Consider the following 20082-nt stretch of genomic DNA (forward strand, 5'->3'; position numbering starts at 1 on the left):
AATTTATTTTCTCTGATATTGCTAATAAATCAATATAGAAATCGTTATAGCCACTCATTTCCTCCAATTTGCTATCGGCAATACTTTATACTTACTTTCATACTCTTCTAATAGTTCCTTTTCAATTTTTTCAGGATTATAACATTCTATAAATCCTAATAAAAGAGTTTTATTGTCAACTATTTGCCAAATAGCGCGCCCCCCTCTATGATTATTAACTTTACCATATCCATATCTTATATATTGTCTTATTCTCTGCTTTAGCTTGTTCTTTTTCCCTCCAGCCTTATCAATATATAATATTTCTTTATCAGATTTATTAAATTTATCATTTAATAAAGCAATATCATAAAGCATACTTCTATTTCTATATTCTTTAATTGCAGTAGTATCAGTAGAAAATTCACTTTTCATTTCTTTAGATTTTTTTACAATATATATGCCTTTATTTTCAGGTATGCACGAAAAATTCATATTATATAATTGCTCTATTGAATAAAAGTTTTTAATTTCATTTAGCAATAAATTCACACATCCTTTGCATTTATTTGAATGATTATATTTAATTAATTTACTAACCTAATAATAATCACCACAATAAGTCTAATTATATGAATAATTAGAAGCTTAATTAAATAATTATCTTTGTAATATTAGTGATAAAGCTTTCAAAATCATTAATATTATAAGGAAGCCACGACGCCTCCGTTACTTATATTCCTTTTTTATGTAACCAATATGAATAGAGAAAAGGAATCAAATAGATCGCATACTCTTTTGTATTAAATCCTTTTTAATTTCTTTAAATTCTTCTTCTGTTATTATACCATCATCAAGTATCTTCTTTAATTTTACAAGTTCATCTGTTAAATTAAATTTATTTATATTAAGACTTTCTTCTTTTTCTATAGAAGCTTCTTCAATTATATCTTTATATTCAGTATCTACAGCTTCATATTCAATATCTATAGCTTCTCCAGTCTCTCTTTCTAAATCTTGAATATCATTTTTTAAATCTTCTTCCGTATAATTTTGATTTACTGAATTTACTAATGCTTCCCTTAATCTATTTCCCATTGGCTTCATGGACATATATGTTAACCCACCAGAAATTACACCACCTAAAATAGGTATTGCTTTAGATGCTCCTTTAGCAAATGTATCTTTTGTCATCTTTAAACCTATTATCCCTGCTATTTTCTTTATTATAGGATAATATATCCCCTTAGTTAATGCTTGCTGTGGTAATTTTTTTAATACTTGCTTTGCCATGTTAGTTGAAATTAATCTTAATGCAGTATTGGCTCCACCAACACCAAACATTGCTCCTAAAAAAAGTATTAATTCATTTTTCACTCTTTCACTATCAATACTGTCCTCTTTCCATAAATCTTCAAAACCATATAGATACGCTAATTCTTGTGCAATCTTAAGCGCCACTCCAAAAAATTGCAATGTGTCCCCTGGTATAGTTGCCGCCATAGCAAGTCCACCTGGTAATCCTGCCAAAAAGGAAACTCCTGCTGTTTGAGTTGTCCTTTTATTTACTATATTTTTTGCAATCTTGTCCAATACATGCAAATCAATACCTGCTTCTATTGTATTTGATTGAATAGTTTGATTAATTTTTTCTTCTGAAACATGATTACTTAGTTCGCTTTTTAAAAAGCTAGTCCTATCTACTTTCACTCCTGGTATTTTTAAGGCTGTTGTTAATGCTAATTCAAATTTATTATTTTCATCACTGTAATTCATATTATCCCTCCATAGTAACTTTTACATACTTTGTTATCACATTATAAATTAATATATTTTTTAAACTCTCTTCTCTCAAAATATTACTTCAAATTATTATCCTAATGGGTATATAAAGAATAGGCATTTGAATTCTATTAATGCTTGTTCTCTGCATCAATATTGATTTGATAATTCTACAAATTAGAATTTATCTTTTTCTTGCAATATATTCCATTTATTATTCTTATTATCAAAATCCTTATTAATCAAATTTATCAGTGTTTCAAATGACATTTTCAAAGGCACCATTTTTGACATAAAAATGTAATCATTAGCATTACAGGTTATATATACAGTCTGATACTTAAAATCAAACTTTAATCGATGTACTCCAATATCAATAAATTCTTTTTTCTCACATTTAAGGTTATTTAATAATTCTTCTCTTATACTATTTGACTTCCAAATAGTTGGTAAGAAATCCAATGTTTGCATCATTAAACTTCATTTCCTCTCTATTTAACAAATTCAAATTTTTATTACTCACTTTTAAATTAAAATTTGTTTCTGAATATAAATTTCCATTCTTTTCATCTGCGTGTATAGGAAAACTTTGAATTATATATCCTCCATTAATTTGTATCGTATTGTTAAATAACAAATCATTTTCAAAACAGAAATTTTTCCCACCATATATGCAAAAAAAATTGATTACTTTTTCAGATATAGGAAACTTTCTTAATTCAAAATAATCCCTCAAAAACTCTTTATTAAAATATATATCTCTTTGCCATTCTGTAATCAGTTCATATGCCCCTTGAGATAATTCAGATTTAACTATCTCTTCTCCGTATGTAGGCTCTTCTAATATTGCTGTAAAATTATAGCGCTTAAGCTTTTTTTTGTATGTTTCAATATATGGCTTATTTGATAGCATTACACTTCCCCTTTTTGTAAAATTTTATTATTTATTATAAATGAATAACACTATTTCTTGAATCTTCACGCATCTTATCCACAATCTGCTTCAGTTCTCATTCAAATATTACATAGCATAGAATATCGTATAATACTAATATGCCTTCTTGTAATTCATAATATCTTGGTCTAACTTTAATCCATTCTATTAAATAATGCTGTAACCACGCAGGACTTTCCTCGTCATATGCGCCTATATAATTCGCATCTGAACTAACATTATGATCTAGTATTCAATCAATGATTACTAAATCCGATGTTATAAATCATACTTTTGTTTAAATATTCTTTAATTGCAGTGAGATCCATGGAAAATTCACTTTTCATTTCTTTAGCTTTTTTTACAATATGTATGCCTTTCTTCTCGGGTATGCAAGAAAAATTCAGATTATATAATTGTTCTATTGAATTTTAACTTTTACAACCATTCTTTAAATTCCTCAATAGCAATTTTATCATTACGATTTAAACGCTTAAACATTTCTATATCTTTATCATTGGTATAATATTCCCTAACATAATATTGAAATAGGATATTTTCAAATTGAAGCTCCTCTAAGATACCTTCTAACTTAACCTCTTCAATTGCTCTTAAGCAAGTTTCCTCTATCTTTTCATAAAAATCTTCAAATTCATCACTACTCCAAAATGAATCTTCATCGTCATATTCTTGCTTCTCAACCATACTAATATAATACTCATTTAATATATCAAATGCATTCTTTCCAACATCCCAGTGGCATGATTCTTCAGGGCAATATTTATAATACATAAGCTGCGAATGCGCTTTTTTCTCAGAATATTTCTTTAAATTCTCATCATATTCTTTTTCAGTACTAACTATTGTCCAAAAGTAACTATCTTCAAACTCATATGCATATGCCAAAGAAAACATATAAATTCTTTCGTTTTCATATGTTTCTTTTGAATCTTCCAATGCTACTTTTATTGCTGATTTAATTTTCATACTGAATATTTTCAAATCATTTCGTATTTTATCTGTATTACAAATTTTATTCTCACTCATATATTCATTTAAATATTTATTATAATGTTCTATTTGTGTTTCCTTGTTCATTATTATTCTCCCTAATCATATTTGAAACTTTTAATATAAATTATCATCATTAAATTAATCTGCATCATCAAATATTTTTACGATTATAAAATTGCGTACTCTCATATACAACACTCTTACTATTACTTCCTAATTCTTACTTTACTCTATCTGATAACTGTTTAGTCATGACATTCCATTGTGATCTCTTTATTAGTACACAATAATTTACGATTACATCTCGTATTAAAATAATTAGTTGATTACATATCCAATTCCATTATTTCGTTATTCATTGAGAACCCTTGTCGCTCATAGAAAGTCACCGCTCTTTTGCTTGGCCAAGCAAATAATAATTCAATTTTATTAATTATAGCCCATTCCTTAACTTGTTTTAAAAGTTCTGTAACTATCCCTCTATTTCTAAATTCAACCTTTGTGTGAACATTTGTAACATAACCTATTTCTGCAAATAGTTTTTGTGGCTTTGGTACTTTCCTTATTTTATTTATGTAAATATTTGAAACAATTATATTATTTTCTTCTGCAACCCAATACTCCCAAGTACCACTTTTAAGACCATTAGTTAAAAATACATTACACTCACTAATAAAATCTTCTTTTGAAATATCGAATTTCCCTTCTTCCTCAAATTCATGTTCCCATCTCATTTCTGAAAGCGTTGAAATATCACTTTCTCTTGCTAATCTATATACCACATTAACATCTCCTTATTAATAGCACTTTACTATTATTGCCTAAACAATATGTTGGTTAATAGATATTTCAAGATACAATACTATACAATTCTCCATAGTACTTTGCTCAAAGATACACATATAATGCCTATAATATAACTTGCTAAATAAAAGCATTTTCTTTCCCTTAGTATCTTTAATATCTATGTCATTCTCTTTCACCTTAACCCCTCATCTAAACCAAATACGATTTTACAATTTGCTATTTATTTTTAATGCTTAATAATTTCTGAAAAATACGACCTAGCTGAGGAATCTAAAATTATATTATGGCAACCCTACAAACCGGAATTTATAGCAAACTCTCATAAGAATTTTCTACTACATTTGGTAACAATGTGTAAACATTGCAATCACACAATTTATCAAAATATTTTTTCAAATCTAAAAATGCTTTCCATTTATCAATAGTGAAATCTGGCAAACCGTGTCTTAATGCCACATCAATTAACCTTTTCTCCATTATGCACGCACCATTTGGTAATGATATTGCATCACACAATTGTATTAATCGGTCATAATCATCATATACTGTATTCCTTATAAATCGCGACAAGAAGACCTTTTGTTCTTCTGTACAATCAAATTTTCCAAAAAAAGTATTTACATTTTGTATTGGATATGAATGTGTTAAACATATTCTAGCAATCTCTTTTTGGTTTAAACTCATCATATAATTATACCCGTCAATCGTATGCATAATTGATTTTATGCCTTCCCTTCGACCTATATCATGTAGTAATCCCATAACATAAGCTTTATTACTATCTAATATATCAATTTTATCTGCAATCAATTTAGCATTCAAGCCAACAGACATGCTATGCTTTATCCACGGTCCTGGATTTAGTTGTGCACCTATTGACAGCTCGCTTTCTGCTTCTTTTGAACTTAACATAATATCTCCTTCCATAAACTAAATTTTTAATATATTAATTTTAATTTTCAAAGAATATTTTTATAATTTACTGCATCATGTCTGCATGGTATGCACATTATTAGCCTAATTAGAATCACAACATCACGTCCATTTATATGAATTATAAAAATTTTGATTTAATATTAATAGCTTCTAATGTAATACTTATATATTCATCCCTTCTTAGAATTGCGCAGTATTTAAAATAAAAAAATACCGCAAACTCATTTTCTGAATAATGCGATATTTATATCTGTTATTTATTTTTGTTTATACATAATAATAAGCACTTTATAAAAAGTTTACATTTTTTAAAAATATCCAAATGTCTCTTCATCAAATTCTTTTATTAACTCATCCATCAGTTTCACTCTTTTTTCAGCAATTTCCCGTGATTTTTTTAAACAAAGCGCTTCAGGCAACTTACTTTTCCTGCTGATAACAGTTTCATATGCTCTTCTTAAATCCCTTGGCTTCATGGAAAATTCCCTTAATATACCCACTATTCCTAACAGTTCCAACTTATCCGCATCACTTAGAAGCATTGCCTCAATTGATCTGTTATGGTTATCTGAATGATGAAACTCTATACACTCCAGTATAAGTTCCAACAATTCCTTCTTGTATCCCTTGTTAACTAAAAATTCTTCTGCTAGTTGTTTTGACCGTATATGATGTTCAATATCTGGATTAAACCATTTGGCATATCCTCCCCAATCATGCAAATAGGCAGCAACCCATACAGCCTCACGATTATATTGTAGCCCTTCACCAATAATTGAAATAATCTGTAATAACCTTTTTGTATGGTTTATACCCCACTGGCCACCATACTCGTCTGTTAGTGAAACAATTTCATCCTCATTAATATACATTTATATCCCCTCCATAGCATTATATAATTCATTTACATTATAAGCCAGTTATAGTATATTTAGCAAATATCACATTATTCAATTTTCAAAGAACATTAGTTATAAGTTTCTACGCACTTTCTACAGATTACTAATCAAACTAACTTCGTATTATGCTTATTGGTTTTATCAAATTGCAATCCACCAACACACTCCAAATTTATCTATAACAGTCGCACAACACTTGCTCCAAGGAACTTCCTGAATGGAATTAATAATAACACCGCCATTACTCAAAATATTAAAGGCGTTACAAACCGCTTCTTCACTTCCCATCTCAAAAACATTAAACGTCATAGTTTCCCATTTCACTTTGTGAACTATGTTTATGTCACAAGGATTCACGGCTTCACTTAATGCTAAAAATCCTTCACCATCTACAGATAATTCACAGTGAGTATAAGCAGTTTTATCATCATTTTTCATTTCTAATGTAATCGTTGCACCAAAGGCTTCACAATATATTTCTGCCGCTTCAAAACTATTTTTCACATAAACTTGAGCATAATTTTTCATATTTCCCCTCCTATCCAATTACAAATTGAATATAAATCAATTAAAATAAAATTGTAAAACTTATCATAATAATTTATTTTCTCTGATATTGCTAATAAATCAATATAGAAATCGGTATAGCCACTCATTTCCTCCAATTTGCTATCGGCAATACTTTATACTTATTTTCATACTCTTCTAATAGTTCCTTTTCAATTTCTTCAGGATTATCACATTCTATAAATCCTAACAAAAGAGTTTTATTGTCAACTATTTGCCCAATAGCACGACCCCCTCTATGATTATTAACTTCACCATATCCATATCTTATATACTGTTTCATTCTCTGCTTTAGCTTGTTCTTTTTCCCTCCAGCCTTACCAATATATAATATTTCTTTATCAGATTTATTAAATTTATCCTTTAATAAAACAATATCATAAAGCATACTTCTATTTCTATATTCTTTAATTGCAGTAATATCAGTAGAAAATTCAATTTTCATTTCTTTAGATTTTTTTACAATATATATGCCTTTATTTTCAGGTATGCACGAAAAATTCATATTATATAATTGTTCTATTGAATAAAAGTTTTTAATTTCATTTAGCAATAAATTCACACACCCTTTGCATTTATTGAAATGATTATATTTAATTAATATTACTAACCTAATAATAATCACCACAATAAGTCTAATTATATGAATAATTGGAATTTAAATTCTATTAATGATTATAACAACATTACTAGAACTTGATAATTCTACAAAATGGAAATTTGTGAACCAGAAATATGCTCAATAATTCCATTGCCAAAGTTGATAATTATATTCGTCATCACTAACTAAACTAACATCAATCACTTTTTTATCTATTAAATCAATTAAACAAAATCCTTTACAAAAACCACATTCTATAGAACTCTTTAAATTATTTAGTTTCAATTCATGATACCATAATTGAAGAACCGACTCAGATAAATCATTAAGGATAATTTTAGCATAACCTTCATAATATCCACCTTTAATAAAAATATATTCTTTATCGATTTTTAATTTTGCTTGCTCTATAATCCATTTACAACATTGCTTATCTGTAGCCCTACATGTCAATTTACTGTATGGTTCAATATTATCCCTTTCCAATAATTTATAGTAAGAAGAAATGATATTTTTATAATACTCTCTCACAGTATCAGTTTCATAAATTTCTTTAGTAGTAACTGCATTCATTGATTTCATTAAATTTTTAAAATATAATTGTTTCTTTTTCTGTTCAATCAATACTTTTCTATTCATAATCCACTTCCCTTTTATATTCATAAAGCATTTACAATTTTTTATATGATGTAGAAATTACCCCAAAAAATTATAGGCAGCATCGTCCGCCTTTAATAATTAATATACAAAGCCTCAATCTAAGTATTCGATAAAATTAAATTATTTACTTTCTTGAAAATATTCATACGCATACAGTTCTATTTCTCCACTATTGGTTAGTTCACTTTCATTACTGTTACATAATTTATAGGTTTGTTGCACCTTAACCTATTATTATTTAATTACAATTTATAATACTTAACCTTAAGTTGGAGTTGATTATTTTTAATTGCAAAAATATTTATAATCAGCAACTATTAATATGGCTCATCTAAATCGCAAGGAATTTCACAAAATAATTCAAGTTGAAAATACGATTCATAATTATGAAGCTTGCGTAAACTTGGATACAATTCTTTTGTAAAATAAAACTCTACTCCATCAGTTAACGTACTTGTATTAAGTACCTTCTTTCCATTTTCCGAAGCAGTTTCAGCATTATAAGGTTTTTCTAATATGTTACCGCTAATTAAATAATACACATCATATAGGAACATATTATCGGCAACTTTATATAGCTTATTCGCGAATATTGGTGTCTCAGGCATAATAAACAAACTCTCTAAAAAATCTATAAAAACTTTAGGTAAATGTTTTATTCCATAATAATAATTTCTACAATCAGAACAACATTCAAGTAAAACATTATTATTTAACTGCGAATAATATTTTTCAGTTTTTTCCTTGTTAATTTCTATTTTCCAACCTTCAAAAATAATCGTTTCCAATTCATCACCTTCAGCAAATAATTTACAATAACCACTATTTATTATCTTTATTTCAAACTTATGTTTTAGCTTCCCTAATCATAGCTACGTATTATTAGCCTAATATATAGTTGAATAATTTTGGTGTATTCTTTAATTACTTTGCATTCCAATTATCCTAATAAACTCATAACTATTAACTTTAAATAAAACAATATTTTAGATAATTTGAAATTATAATCATTTTAATGAAAAACTCATTTTACATTTGTCTTTCTAATTTGCAAACTTTATCTAAATCAAAATAGTATCTCTTAATTACATCTTCCATGCAAGCTTGCCTATTCTCAGACGTTCTTTTGGACTTATATGCTCTATTATACAGCAATGTAAAATCATGAATGGTTCCAAATAGTAATGCACATGCCTGAGCCCAGTCATGTAATTCATCTGGTGCGATTCCTAAGTTTGTACTTGCGAAATAGTTATTATCTATTGTAGGAATCAAGAATTCCATTTCATCAAATAACTTTGCTTCAGTAAGAGTTTCATTTTTATATTCGTTATACTTGCATATAACTTTTTCTGCTAACCCTAACATATTTGATAATAACTCTTTTATTTTTAATATTAATTCATCTTTGCTAGCTGTATTTTCTTTAGTAAAACTTTTTAATTGTTCATAATATGAATGTACATCATAATGAACTCCGTTTAGCATAAACATATCTTTATCATTTACTCTATACCACCACTTTTTATCTTGTTCATCATCAACCCATGTTGTATGACATATAAAATTACTATTTATCATATCACTTTCATCACGTCCGAAATAAATCCATACAATGTTTGCTAATCTGCCAGATAAACGTTTTTGAGCTATTTCATTGTTATAAACCTCTACTAATTTTATCTTATCTTTTATTTCTAAAGAAATCTCTCCTATTTCTTCAAGCAAAAGCGGTTCTTTTAGAATAACTTTAACAGAATACCGTTTGGCTAACCCTGCATGCACTGGCTCTACATTGTAGATTATATATTTATCATATTCTGCGTATATTCTAGTGGTATAAAAGGGTTGATAATCTTGCACTTGAAAAAATATAGTACCTCCCATATTTGCTCTGAAGATAGGATGCTGCTGCTTATCTGGATTTCTTTTACTCCATACTTCTAAATATAAAGAAACTAGTTTCTTTATATCATATAACGTAATTTTTCCTTTTCTTATAATATACTTATCCTGGAAGGCACTGCATAAAAAACTTGTGAATACACTGATTGGCTTATCTGGATGCCCATATGATACTTGAGCTGAGTTGCTTGATGTAAATACTGCATATCCTTTACCTGTAAACTCTGTAACAGTTTTTTCGATATTAAATATAGATGTTTTGTCAACAAAAAAGTTTCCTGAAAAACAACAATCTAGAAATATTATCTTACTTTTAGCTAAAACTTTTTCAAAGTATCCAATAATTTCTTGAGTACTTATTAAACCGTCACTAAAAACAAGATAATGTTGCTTATCTATTGTAGTACCATGACCTGAAAAATAGAAAATTAATATATCATTTTCATTAGTTAATGTGGTCATTTGTAATAAAGCATTTATAAATTCATCCTTCTTTACGTCGCCAGAACTTCCACATGAAACAATATCACTTTTTCTAAGTTTCAAACCATTATGTAAAGATTTTTCCATCACTATAACATCATTCATACAGAATGGTAGGTTTCCTGCTCCAGGAATATAATAATTGCTAACACCTACAACAAGAGCTTTCACATTTGACAAAATAACACCCCCAATATTAATAGTAAATCAGATATTTCCTCAAAGTTAACTATCTTAGTTTTATTAAAACTATATATGATATTTTTCTAATCTGTTTAAAAACAACTAAATCTACTATCTTCTTTTCACTTTTTATCAACTAACTTAACATTGAATATTGTAATTAGCATGTTTTAACTTCCGATTATAGACATACTCCCCATTTCAAATAACCTACCTTAATTATACAACACATTTTACAATATTTCCTTTATTTTTCCACAAAGTACAAATTATTTATCAAATCTTCCATTTAATTATTTTCAATTAATTATCTCCCTAAAAATAAGCAAAAAAATGAAACTGACTTTTCCATATGCCAGTTTCATTTAAAATAATGTTATAGAATTTTATTTACCTTACTTTAATACCTTTTAACCCATGAATATATAGTCTAAAATAACTCCTTCTAGTCCACTATATTCTTCCATTGGTTCCCAAACTTTTTCTCCTTTAGTGAAGATTAAGCTTACAGTTTGTGGTTCCGATTTAGCTGTACCTGCTGCAATTCCATCACAAATGTAGTCTAATAATTTCTTTTGGATTTCTTCCTTAGTCATATCTGGATTACTATTAATGTCTTGCATTGCTTTATTTTGTGCATCAGCAAAAATCTTTTTCATGTCAAATATTTTTATTTTTAAATCAAATTTTTCAACTTTTTTGTCAGCTGAAGTTTGCTTTAATTCATAGCTTAAATTTGATAATCCTTTGATTAAGCTATCCTTAAATTTTGCTTTAACTTCATCTGTTATTACGCTTTTATCAATATTATCTCCAGTGAAGCTCTTCATTAACTTGTCTTCTTTATCTTTAACAAGTTTGTTATAAGCATCTTCAGTAAACCCTATCTTATCCATATTTGTTTTATCATTTTTTAATAAAACATTTAAGAATATTTTAGCACTTTCTTCTGCTGTTACTTTTGGCCCTCCACATGAAATTAGCATTGTTGATGCTATCACAGTTACTAAGAAAACTGCAAAAAATTTTTTTAAGTTTTTCATTATTATTTCTCCCCTTATTAAAAAATTATTCTTTACAGTTCCTATTTTACTTAGTAATAGAGCCATTGTATTGTATAATTGCGACAAATTCTTAAATATTATGATTTTTAATTTTAAAAATTTCTAATATTAAATAAGTATTCCAACCTTTTGTTTATTCTCAAGAACTTTTTTAATTCCATGATGTGAATTAAATTCAGCTGTTAAATCCTTACCAGCTACAACGTCAAAATGCATTCCACTAGCCCACGGTTTTACATTGCTTAAATCATAAACTATCCCATCAACTGCTACATAAACTGGTTTTCCATTCTTCCCATTATATTGTGACAATTCTTCAATTGTAAATTGTTTTTGCTGTCTATCGTAAGCTTCTAGAATTTCACTAATCCTTTTAAATTCAAAATAACCTGACATAAATCCCTCAGTGCCATCTGCAATTGTTCATCATTACTAATTGGCTTATTATATTGTTCCATAAAGCTTATTGATTCTCCCAAAAATAATTAACTCACCTATATTGTATTTTAATTTATATGCATTTGTGTATTTTTATTAAAAAAGCTCCCTCATCAATATATTTAAGATTTTTATAAAATCTTCTATAATTAATGAAAGAGCTTTTCTTATGAATTTATTCTTTTTAATATAATTCAATCTCTCAAGATTAATATCGCTTCTTAAAATTTTAAATTAATGAATTTAAGAAAACTCCTCCTGAGTATAATGAATTATACTGACTATATATAACGTTAGTATTTTTATATGAGTATATTGAATTTTCTCCAGAATCAAATTGAAAACTAGGATATAAATTTTTTGATTTATTCATAGCATCCTGTACTTTACTATACGTTTCAGTAGCTGTTCCTGAAGCTCCACCTAAAATATCTCTAACATTTTTAAAATCTTTGCTAATTGCATTTTTCAAAGTATTTTCATTTACTGAAAGTTTTCCATCATTTTCAACTGTAATTCCTATAGATGATAATGAATCACTGTTATTTTTAGTTCCTTTAAAGGAATTAGATAAACTTTCAATTTTAGATGACTTATCTGAATTGCTTCCTAAAAAATTTACTACTTTATTATAATCATTAGCAAAATCTTTAACTGAATTTACAATTCTATTGCTATCAATATTGTCAGAGGATATTGCTGCTTTTCCAACACCATTTAGAGTTGCTTTAACTGTGCTACTTAAATTTACATTATTACTTTCAGAAGTATAATCTACATTGTTAACTTTGTACTTTGCATTTACTCCTTCTTGAGTTGCTTTAACTGTCATTTCCTGATTTAAATTATTTCCTAGAGTTACAGTTAATTTTGAATTTTCACCTGTTGTATTTGATTGGAATTTCAATGAACTCTTTCCGTTTACTTCTTCTACTGTTGCTTTTACGCCTATAGCTGCTTTGTTAACTTTATCTGCTATTTTGTTCATAGCATCCTTGTTATTTAAAGCATTTTCAGTACCAACATCAAAGTTATAAGAATTTTGGCCATTATTTATCGATATACTACCAGTTGCAACTAGATCTTTTCCAGTTGAAGCCAATTCATTATAAGATATTGATTTTCCAGCTGCTAATTGACTAACTTCCACTGAATAATCCTTTTTATCATAGCCACTTGTCTTTGTTGCAGTTACCACATTTGTATTGCTGCTGCCATAACTGTCAGCTTTAAAAGCTGAAGTTGAGCTATAAGCCTTTAATGCATTAGATGATTTTTTTAATTCAGAAAAATCATTAACAAATTCAGAATAAAACTTTTTTGAATCATTAGTGTAAGTTTGAAGTTCATTTAACTTTTTTGTAAAGGTGTCATTAAACCTTGAAGTAGTATTAACACCAGTAAATGCATTGTTATAATTATTGGTTTTATTATTTAACTTACTTATATTATTGTTAGAATTTTTATTCAAACTAGATGAACTATTTATAAGATTATTGTAAGCATAACTTCTCGCTAATGGACTAATGGTATAACTCATAACCTTTCCTCCCTTCCATATTATATTTTTTAAATTATGTCCCACACTATCAACTTATTTAATTTTCGACATTAATGCAATTTTCTTTATATAAAAGTTCCAATTAAGATTTTAAATCTCCCATCAAGAAATACTTAAGGGATTTCTTGACTAATGACAATTGATAATTAAGCTATATATACATTAAAGACTATTTCTGTTTTCTGCCTAAAGTATCCTATTACCAGCTTTCGCAGCCTCCACCACTAAAACCGACGCCAGAATAATAATACACCTCTTTTCTAATAATTATTTCTTTTGGTATATATTGAAATCCATTAAAAGGTGATATATAATAAGTATAAATATTAACTGATAATTATTATCGATTATGATTTTTAATAAATATAATTTATTTAAAGGAGTTGATTTACATTGAAATATAACATTTTAATTGGGGGTTCTGCTGGACAAGGTATAGATACTATCAGTTCCCTCTTTGAAAAAATCCTTAAGAAAAGCCAGTATAATCTTTATACCACAAAAGATTATATGTCTAGAGTCAGAGGCGGACATAATTTTATTCAAATAAGATTTGGAGATGAAAAAATAACTTCCCATAGCTCTATAATAGATGTAATTGTAGCTATGGATAAAAATACAATTGTTAATCACATTGAAAAGTTAAATGAAACTGGAATTGTGATTTGTGATGAAAGTATTGATGTGGAAGATTCACGAGTGTTAAAGCTTCCAATGAAAGCAATATCTACTGAAGTTGGTAATTCTAAAACTTTTGGAACAGTTGCTGTTGGAGTATTAACAAAACTCTTTAATCTTAAGATAGATAATATAGACTCTATCTTTAATAAAAAATGGGACATAAAAACAAATGAAGCAAACAAATTAGCTTTTACTAGAGGATATGCAATTTCAAAAGAGCGCTTTAATCTTTCTATAGCCGAAAATAATAACAACATTCTTATTTCTGGTAATGAAGCTTTGGCTTTAGGTCTACTAGCAGGTGGACTAAGCTTTTATTCAGCATATCCTATGACTCCTGCAACAAGCATAATGACTTATTTATCTAAAGTTCAAAAGGATGCAGGAATAATAGTTGAACAAGTAGAAGATGAAATCTCAGCTATAAATATGGCGCTTGGAGCTTCTTATGCAGGTGCAAGATCAGCTACTGGAAGTTCTGGAGGTGGTGTTTCACTTATGGTCGAAGCTATTGGACTTTCGAGTATAACAGAAACTCCTTTGCTAATAATAGATTCTCAAAGACCTGGACCTGCTACTGGACTTCCTACTAGAACAGAACAAAGTGATTTGAGCTTTTTAGTTACTGCTTCTCATGGAGAAGGACCAAGAATGGTACTTTCAGTAAGAAATGCTGAAGACGCTTTTTATGCTTCTGCTAGAGCTTTAAATATATCTGAAAAGTATCAAATACCAGTTATATTATTAACTGATCAATACTTGGCTGATACAGCTGTAACTGTACCAGAATTCGATTTAAGCAAAGTGAAAATCGAAAGAAATATTGCTGGAGAAGAAGCTTTAGAAAGCGATGGAAGCTATAAAAGATATAAAGTTACTGAGAGTGGAATATCTCCAAGAATTCTTCCAGGTCAATTTGAAAATGCTGTAGTTTTAATTGATAGCGATGAGCATACTGAAGACAGTCAGATAACAGAATCTGCTGAAGTTAGAATAGAACAAATGGATAAAAGAATGAGAAAACTTAAACTACTAGAAAAAGATTTAATTGAACCAGATTACTTTGGAGTTGAAACTCCTGAAGTACTTTTGCTAGCATGGGGATCACTTGAGGGCCCTGTTGAAGAAGCTGTTAAACTTTTAAATGGTGAAGGTTATTCTGTTGGAGCTCTTGTTTTTGGAGATTTATATCCACTTCCAACAAAGCTTTTAGAAAAGTATTCAACTTTAGCTAAAAAATTAGTTAATGTAGAACAAAATTTTAACGGCCAACTTGCTAAATTAATTAGGATGGAAACTGGAATTTCTATTGATAATAGCATATTGAAATATGATGGAAGACAATTAAGCTCAGAAGAAATTTGTTCTCGAGTTAAAAAGGAGGTATTCTAAAATGATCGAAATTAAAAAATTTGATACAAAAGAAGAAATTGCATGGTGTCCTGGCTGCGGAGATTTTGGAATACTAGATGCTTTGAAAGAAACTTTAGCAGAACTAGAAATAAAGCCTCACGAAGTTGTACTATCTTCAGGAATAGGCCAAGCAGCAAAGATGCCTCACTATATAAATTTGAACGGTTTTAACGGCCTTCATGGAAGAGCAGTTCCTCCTGCTGTTGGCATTAAACTTGCAAATAAGAATTTAAAGGTAATTATAAACTCAGGTGATGGTGATTCTTATGGTGAAGGTGGAAACCATCTACTTCATAATATTAGAAAAAATATTGATATTACTCACTTTGTTCATGACAATCAAATATATGGACTTACAAAAGGTCAAGGATCACCAACTACTAACAAAGGACAAATAACTTCATTGCAATTTGAAGGAACAACTGTAGATTCCTTCAAGCCTCTTGCCTTTGCAATAACTGCTGGAGCAACCTTTGTTGCAAGAAGTTTCTCTGGAGATAAAGAGCACTTAAAAGCTATAATGAAAGCTGCAATTACACATAAAGGTTATGCTTTAGTAGATATTCTTCAACCTTGTGTAACCTTTAACCATATAAATACTTTTAAATGGTATAAAGATAATACCTATAAGCTTGATGATAATTATGACTACAGCAATAAGCTTCAATCTCTAGAAAAAGCTATGGAGTGGGAAAATGGTATACCTCTTGGGATTATATATAAAGAGGAAAAAACTGAATATACCGATATAGTTGCAGCCTTTAAAAATAATAAAACTCTCTTAGAACGAGATTGGAAACCAGAGTACGCTAAAAAGTTTATAGAAACCTTTAAATAATAATTAATTCTGCACATAACTCCTTAAAAATTAAAGAGAATACATAGTTTAGTTTAAATCAAAGCTATGTATTCTCTTTAAAATTCACTCTATAATTTTTTTACCTCAGATAGCTTTCCATCAAAAATTGTCCCAAAAAAGGATTTCCTCATCAATTGTCCTAATTGTAACTTTTTATTTATTAATCTTCCTCTACCAGAAATATTAGAATTCCATAAAATATTTCTTCTTATACTCCGTTAGTTTGGTTCTTTTTAATATAAGTAGGAGTATATCCACACATTCTTTTAAATTCACGTATCATATGAGACTGATCCCAATATCCAGCTTCAACTGCACTTTGAACTATATTTTTTTCTTCTAAATGATTAACAGCTTTATGAAACCTAGCAATACTTTCATATTCTTTTAATGTAATTCCGAGAATAGTATTAAAATCTCTTTGAAGTTGTCTATAAGATATATTTAAATCTGAAGCAATTTCTTTAAAACTTTTTTGATTTTGTATATGACATAAATTTGCTACATTAAATACTCGCGTCATTTGATTTGTAAATTTATATTTTCCACTATCTTGAATCTCATTTATATAATCCTCAACAATATACATCCACTTTTCTGGAGAATGTGTAAACAGTTTATTTCCAAGCTTATATATTGAATCTTCTTCTTTAAATAGTATTATGTCTTGGCAAGCTGCTGGAGTAATTCCTGTCATTTGATAAAATAGCCAAAACTCTATACTTACTATAAATACAGCAACATTTTCAACTCTGCTAATCATAGGCTCTTTATTTATTCCATAAGCAAGTACATCTCCTGTTTTTATTTTCATACCATTATAGTGACCTATTCCATCAATAATAAATGCAATATGAACAGCCGTAGAGGCTGGTGCTGGCATAATTCCATAATCAAACAAACAATAAGCATATTGCAGTATACCTTCTTTATCAGTATGCTTAACTTCAATATAACTTTTATTCACTTCTTCGGTTACAAACTTCATACTATTCCCCCTTTATTTACTAATTATAAATATCTTCAATATTTAACTCAGCATGTAGCTATTTTTTTGTATATCAATTTAATTTTACCAATAATTATTGGATCTTGTATTGTAAAAAAACGACATTACTTATAACTAAGTTCCGTTTTAAGAATAATTTCTATAATTCCTCAGAATAGCTACAAGAAAAACTAACTAAATTGATTAAATAGTTTAGCTTTGATATAATATTGTAAAAAGCTAGGAGGGATATAAATGTTTGAAAATGATAGCTATGAAGAAGATGTAAAGTTATTTAAAAAAGTGACTTCTACACAAGCAGACGAATTATTATCTAATGAAGGCATAGCCGTTACATATATTGGTCGATCAACATGCCCATACTGCCGTAAATTTGCCAAAAAATTAAGTGCTTTGACTAGTAAAATTAACACAACTATTTATTACGTGGATAGTGTTGATTCTTCAGATGATTCAATTAACTCGTTTAGAGAAAAATATAATATTGTGACTGTACCAGGATTTATTGTTAGCAAAAATAATGAAATAGAGGTTCGTTGTGATTCTTCACTTCCAGAGGACGAAATATTAGATTTGTTAAAATAGATGATATCATATATATTATTTAAAATGAATAGAAAGCCTTGCTTAGTAACACTTAAAAAAAACGACACTTATAATTAAGTGTCGTTTTAAATTTATTCTTTAATATATGAGCAGCAATAATCTGCTACTTCCTTAACTTCTAAGTTAAACTTAGAATTAGCTGGAACTTCAAAGCTTTCTCCTTCTTTATAGGTTACAAACTTATCGCTCCCTGGTAACTTAACATCCATTGAGCCACCCAAGATTTCCATTACTTCCTTATCACCTGTAGCAAATTCATAGTCCCCTGGCAACATTATTCCAAGGGTTTTTCTTTCCCCATCTTCAAGGATTACTGTTCTACTTGTAACCTTGCCATCAAAATATATATTTGCTTTTTTCACTGCTGTTACATTTTTAAATTCACTCATTTTTTTACCCCCAAAGTTAGATTAGTTAAAAATTACTTAAGCAATAGTTTATTAATACTTACTATTTGTATACAAGTGCAGAAAACTTCCATTGCATTTTTAAGTTCTTCAACTGAAGGAAATGATGGAGCAATACGAATATTTCTATCTCTTGGATCATTACCATATGGATAAGTAGCTCCAGCAGGTGTCATAATTACTCCAGCGTCAGCTGTCATTTTAATTACTTCTTTAGCACAACCATCGAGAGTATTAAGACTAATAAAGTATCCTCCATTAGGCTTATTCCACCAAGCAATTTCTTTTCCATCAAGTTCAGCACTAAGTGTACTTAAAACAGTTGAAAATTTTGGTTTCATAATTTCAGCATGCTTTTTCATATGTGCTTCAATAGCTTCCATATCCTTTAAAAACCTTACATGGCGAAGCTGATTCATCTTATCAGGTCCTATCATTTGAATTGATAGTTTCTTTTTAATTTCCTTTAAATTTTCCTTGCTAGTAGCCATAGCTGCTACACCTGCACCTGGAAAAGTTATCTTTGAAGTTGATATATACATAAATACTCTATCTTCATGTCCAGCTTCTTTACAAGCTTCAAATATATTTTTAAGTTTATCTCCCTCTCCAAAAAGATCATGTACTACATATGCATTATCCCAAATTATTCTAAAATCTTTAGCCTTAGTTTCCATTTGAGCAAGCCTATCTACAATATGATCTGAATATGTTATTCCATCTGGATTGCTGTACTTAGGTACGCACATAATTCCTTTTATAGCTTCATCACTACCTACAAGTTTTTCAATTGTTTCAATATCTGGTCCATCTAAATTCATATCTATAGGAATCATTTCAATACCAAAAAGTTCACATATAGCAAAGTGTCTATCATATCCTGGACTAGGGCACAAAAACTTAACCTTAGGTAGTTTTCCCCATGGAATCTCACCAGGTAACACTCCAAAATTCATTGCACGTTCTATTGTATCATATATCATATTAAGCGCTGAATTCCCACCTACAAGAACTTCATCTGCATTTGCCCCAAGAATCTCTCCAAAAAGTTCTCTTGCTTCTAAAAGTCCATCAAGTCCACCATAATTTCTGCATTCTACTCCATCTGAACTCATATAATCTGTAATTTCCATCATCTTCATTGATAAATCCAATTGTTCTTTGCAGGGTTTTCCACGTGACATATCGTATTTAAGATTCATATTTTTAAAATCTTCGTACTTCTTTAAAAGTATCTCTTTTTTTTCTTCTAATTCTTTTGCATTCATTTCTGTAAATTTAACCATTAGTCATA

General features: G+C 28.6%; 23 protein-coding genes. 3 read left to right on the forward strand and 20 right to left on the reverse strand.

Annotated elements, in window-relative coordinates; translation table 11 throughout:
- Positions 1-54 precede the first annotated feature (54 nt).
- The 17 genes from L3B98_RS22305 to fliD all read right to left on the reverse strand — a co-directional run bounded on the left by L3B98_RS22305 (position 55) and on the right by fliD (position 13792).
- On the reverse strand, positions 55-474 hold the full coding sequence (locus L3B98_RS22305; protein WP_238918304.1) for a hypothetical protein: 420 nt from the start codon (positions 472-474) through the stop codon (positions 55-57).
- A 282-nt stretch (positions 475-756) separates the two neighbouring features.
- The gene (locus L3B98_RS22310) at positions 757-1755 is read right to left on the reverse strand and encodes an SHOCT domain-containing protein (protein WP_238918305.1); all 999 of its coding nucleotides are present in this window, start codon (positions 1753-1755) and stop codon (positions 757-759) included.
- A 183-nt stretch (positions 1756-1938) separates the two neighbouring features.
- The gene (locus L3B98_RS22315) at positions 1939-2235 is read right to left on the reverse strand and encodes a hypothetical protein (RefSeq protein ID WP_238918306.1); all 297 of its coding nucleotides are present in this window, start codon (positions 2233-2235) and stop codon (positions 1939-1941) included.
- Positions 2189-2674, reverse strand: coding sequence for a hypothetical protein (locus L3B98_RS22320; RefSeq protein ID WP_238918307.1), 486 nt, complete (start codon positions 2672-2674; stop codon positions 2189-2191). Before L3B98_RS22320 ends, L3B98_RS22315 begins: the two co-directional genes overlap by 47 nt.
- A 459-nt stretch (positions 2675-3133) precedes the next feature.
- Complete coding sequence (locus tag L3B98_RS22325; protein ID WP_077363935.1) at positions 3134-3793, reverse strand: DUF4303 domain-containing protein; 660 nt, start codon at positions 3791-3793, stop codon at positions 3134-3136.
- A 242-nt stretch (positions 3794-4035) separates the two neighbouring features.
- Positions 4036-4491 (reverse strand): GNAT family N-acetyltransferase, encoded by a 456-nt coding sequence (locus tag L3B98_RS22330; RefSeq protein WP_238918308.1) that lies wholly within the window; start codon positions 4489-4491, stop codon positions 4036-4038.
- Positions 4492-4530: 39 nt separating this feature from the next.
- Positions 4531-4692, reverse strand: a complete 162-nt coding sequence (locus tag L3B98_RS22335; protein WP_238918309.1) for a hypothetical protein — start codon at positions 4690-4692, stop codon at positions 4531-4533.
- A 130-nt stretch (positions 4693-4822) separates the two neighbouring features.
- Entirely contained in the window at positions 4823-5428 is a 606-nt protein-coding gene (locus tag L3B98_RS22340; RefSeq protein WP_238918310.1) for an HD domain-containing protein, read from the reverse strand.
- Positions 5429-5760: 332 nt separating this feature from the next.
- Positions 5761-6324 (reverse strand): HD domain-containing protein, encoded by a 564-nt coding sequence (locus L3B98_RS22345; RefSeq protein WP_238918311.1) that lies wholly within the window; start codon positions 6322-6324, stop codon positions 5761-5763.
- Positions 6325-6492: 168 nt separating this feature from the next.
- Entirely contained in the window at positions 6493-6879 is a 387-nt protein-coding gene (locus L3B98_RS22350) for a hypothetical protein (RefSeq protein WP_238918312.1), read from the reverse strand.
- Positions 6880-7003: 124 nt separating this feature from the next.
- Entirely contained in the window at positions 7004-7471 is a 468-nt protein-coding gene (locus L3B98_RS22355) for a hypothetical protein (protein WP_238918313.1), read from the reverse strand.
- A gap of 186 nt (positions 7472-7657) precedes the next feature.
- On the reverse strand, positions 7658-8158 hold the full coding sequence (locus L3B98_RS22360; protein WP_238918314.1) for a hypothetical protein: 501 nt from the start codon (positions 8156-8158) through the stop codon (positions 7658-7660).
- 338 nt (positions 8159-8496) lie between these two features.
- Complete coding sequence (locus tag L3B98_RS22365) at positions 8497-8967, reverse strand: hypothetical protein (RefSeq protein WP_238918315.1); 471 nt, start codon at positions 8965-8967, stop codon at positions 8497-8499.
- Positions 8968-9208: 241 nt separating this feature from the next.
- Positions 9209-10738, reverse strand: coding sequence for a caspase family protein (locus L3B98_RS22370; protein WP_238918360.1), 1530 nt, complete (start codon positions 10736-10738; stop codon positions 9209-9211).
- Positions 10739-11160: 422 nt separating this feature from the next.
- Positions 11161-11793, reverse strand: coding sequence for a hypothetical protein (locus L3B98_RS22375; RefSeq protein WP_077363949.1), 633 nt, complete (start codon positions 11791-11793; stop codon positions 11161-11163).
- Between the two features lie 129 nt (positions 11794-11922).
- Positions 11923-12210 (reverse strand): cytochrome b5 domain-containing protein, encoded by a 288-nt coding sequence (locus L3B98_RS22380; protein ID WP_236907731.1) that lies wholly within the window; start codon positions 12208-12210, stop codon positions 11923-11925.
- Between the two features lie 271 nt (positions 12211-12481).
- Positions 12482-13792, reverse strand: a complete 1311-nt coding sequence (gene fliD / locus L3B98_RS22385; protein WP_077363951.1) for a flagellar filament capping protein FliD — start codon at positions 13790-13792, stop codon at positions 12482-12484.
- A gap of 414 nt (positions 13793-14206) precedes the next feature.
- On the opposite strand from fliD, the gene L3B98_RS22390 reads away from it, so the two are divergent.
- Both L3B98_RS22390 and L3B98_RS22395 read left to right on the forward strand, forming a co-directional pair.
- Positions 14207-15886 (forward strand): 2-oxoacid:acceptor oxidoreductase subunit alpha, encoded by a 1680-nt coding sequence (locus L3B98_RS22390; RefSeq protein ID WP_238918316.1) that lies wholly within the window; start codon positions 14207-14209, stop codon positions 15884-15886.
- Position 15887: 1 nt separating this feature from the next.
- Positions 15888-16745, forward strand: a complete 858-nt coding sequence (locus L3B98_RS22395) for a 2-oxoacid:ferredoxin oxidoreductase subunit beta (RefSeq protein ID WP_077363955.1) — start codon at positions 15888-15890, stop codon at positions 16743-16745.
- Positions 16746-16974: 229 nt separating this feature from the next.
- On the opposite strand, the gene L3B98_RS22400 is transcribed toward L3B98_RS22395, so the two are convergent.
- The gene (locus L3B98_RS22400; RefSeq protein ID WP_077363957.1) at positions 16975-17754 is read right to left on the reverse strand and encodes an AraC family transcriptional regulator; all 780 of its coding nucleotides are present in this window, start codon (positions 17752-17754) and stop codon (positions 16975-16977) included.
- Positions 17755-18009: 255 nt separating this feature from the next.
- On the opposite strand from L3B98_RS22400, the gene L3B98_RS22405 reads away from it, so the two are divergent.
- Positions 18010-18360, forward strand: coding sequence for a thioredoxin domain-containing protein (locus L3B98_RS22405; RefSeq protein ID WP_077363959.1), 351 nt, complete (start codon positions 18010-18012; stop codon positions 18358-18360).
- Positions 18361-18452: 92 nt separating this feature from the next.
- On the opposite strand, the gene L3B98_RS22410 is transcribed toward L3B98_RS22405, so the two are convergent.
- Entirely contained in the window at positions 18453-18770 is a 318-nt protein-coding gene (locus tag L3B98_RS22410; protein ID WP_077363961.1) for a pyrimidine/purine nucleoside phosphorylase, read from the reverse strand.
- A gap of 32 nt (positions 18771-18802) precedes the next feature.
- Positions 18803-20074, reverse strand: a complete 1272-nt coding sequence (locus L3B98_RS22415) for an aminotransferase class I/II-fold pyridoxal phosphate-dependent enzyme (RefSeq protein WP_077363963.1) — start codon at positions 20072-20074, stop codon at positions 18803-18805.
- Positions 20075-20082: the final 8 nt, after the last annotated feature.

It is taken from the genome of Clostridium sp. YIM B02555 (genome assembly GCF_022320955.1).
Classification (GTDB): domain Bacteria; phylum Bacillota; class Clostridia; order Clostridiales; family Clostridiaceae; genus Clostridium; species Clostridium saccharoperbutylacetonicum.

Excerpts from the sequence above, each read along its gene's own strand:
- L3B98_RS22305 (WP_238918304.1), bottom strand. The coding sequence starts at position 474 with ATGAATTTTTCGTGCATACCTGAAAATAAAGGCATATATATTGTAAAA.
- L3B98_RS22310 (WP_238918305.1), bottom strand. The coding sequence starts at position 1,755 with ATGAATTACAGTGATGAAAATAATAAATTTGAATTAGCATTAACAACA.
- L3B98_RS22315 (WP_238918306.1), bottom strand. The coding sequence starts at position 2,235 with ATGATGCAAACATTGGATTTCTTACCAACTATTTGGAAGTCAAATAGT.
- L3B98_RS22320 (WP_238918307.1), bottom strand. The coding sequence starts at position 2,674 with ATGCTATCAAATAAGCCATATATTGAAACATACAAAAAAAAGCTTAAG.
- L3B98_RS22325 (WP_077363935.1), bottom strand. The coding sequence starts at position 3,793 with ATGAACAAGGAAACACAAATAGAACATTATAATAAATATTTAAATGAA.
- L3B98_RS22340 (WP_238918310.1), bottom strand. The coding sequence starts at position 5,428 with ATGTTAAGTTCAAAAGAAGCAGAAAGCGAGCTGTCAATAGGTGCACAA.
- L3B98_RS22345 (WP_238918311.1), bottom strand. The coding sequence starts at position 6,324 with ATGTATATTAATGAGGATGAAATTGTTTCACTAACAGACGAGTATGGT.
- L3B98_RS22350 (WP_238918312.1), bottom strand. The coding sequence starts at position 6,879 with ATGAAAAATTATGCTCAAGTTTATGTGAAAAATAGTTTTGAAGCGGCA.
- L3B98_RS22360 (WP_238918314.1), bottom strand. The coding sequence starts at position 8,158 with ATGAATAGAAAAGTATTGATTGAACAGAAAAAGAAACAATTATATTTT.
- L3B98_RS22375 (WP_077363949.1), bottom strand. The coding sequence starts at position 11,793 with ATGAAAAACTTAAAAAAATTTTTTGCAGTTTTCTTAGTAACTGTGATA.
- L3B98_RS22380 (WP_236907731.1), bottom strand. The coding sequence starts at position 12,210 with ATGTCAGGTTATTTTGAATTTAAAAGGATTAGTGAAATTCTAGAAGCT.
- fliD (WP_077363951.1), bottom strand. The coding sequence starts at position 13,792 with ATGAGTTATACCATTAGTCCATTAGCGAGAAGTTATGCTTACAATAAT.
- L3B98_RS22395 (WP_077363955.1), top strand. The coding sequence starts at position 15,888 with ATGATCGAAATTAAAAAATTTGATACAAAAGAAGAAATTGCATGGTGT.
- L3B98_RS22400 (WP_077363957.1), bottom strand. The coding sequence starts at position 17,754 with ATGAAGTTTGTAACCGAAGAAGTGAATAAAAGTTATATTGAAGTTAAG.
- L3B98_RS22405 (WP_077363959.1), top strand. The coding sequence starts at position 18,010 with ATGTTTGAAAATGATAGCTATGAAGAAGATGTAAAGTTATTTAAAAAA.
- L3B98_RS22410 (WP_077363961.1), bottom strand. The coding sequence starts at position 18,770 with ATGAGTGAATTTAAAAATGTAACAGCAGTGAAAAAAGCAAATATATAT.
- L3B98_RS22415 (WP_077363963.1), bottom strand. The coding sequence starts at position 20,074 with ATGGTTAAATTTACAGAAATGAATGCAAAAGAATTAGAAGAAAAAAAA.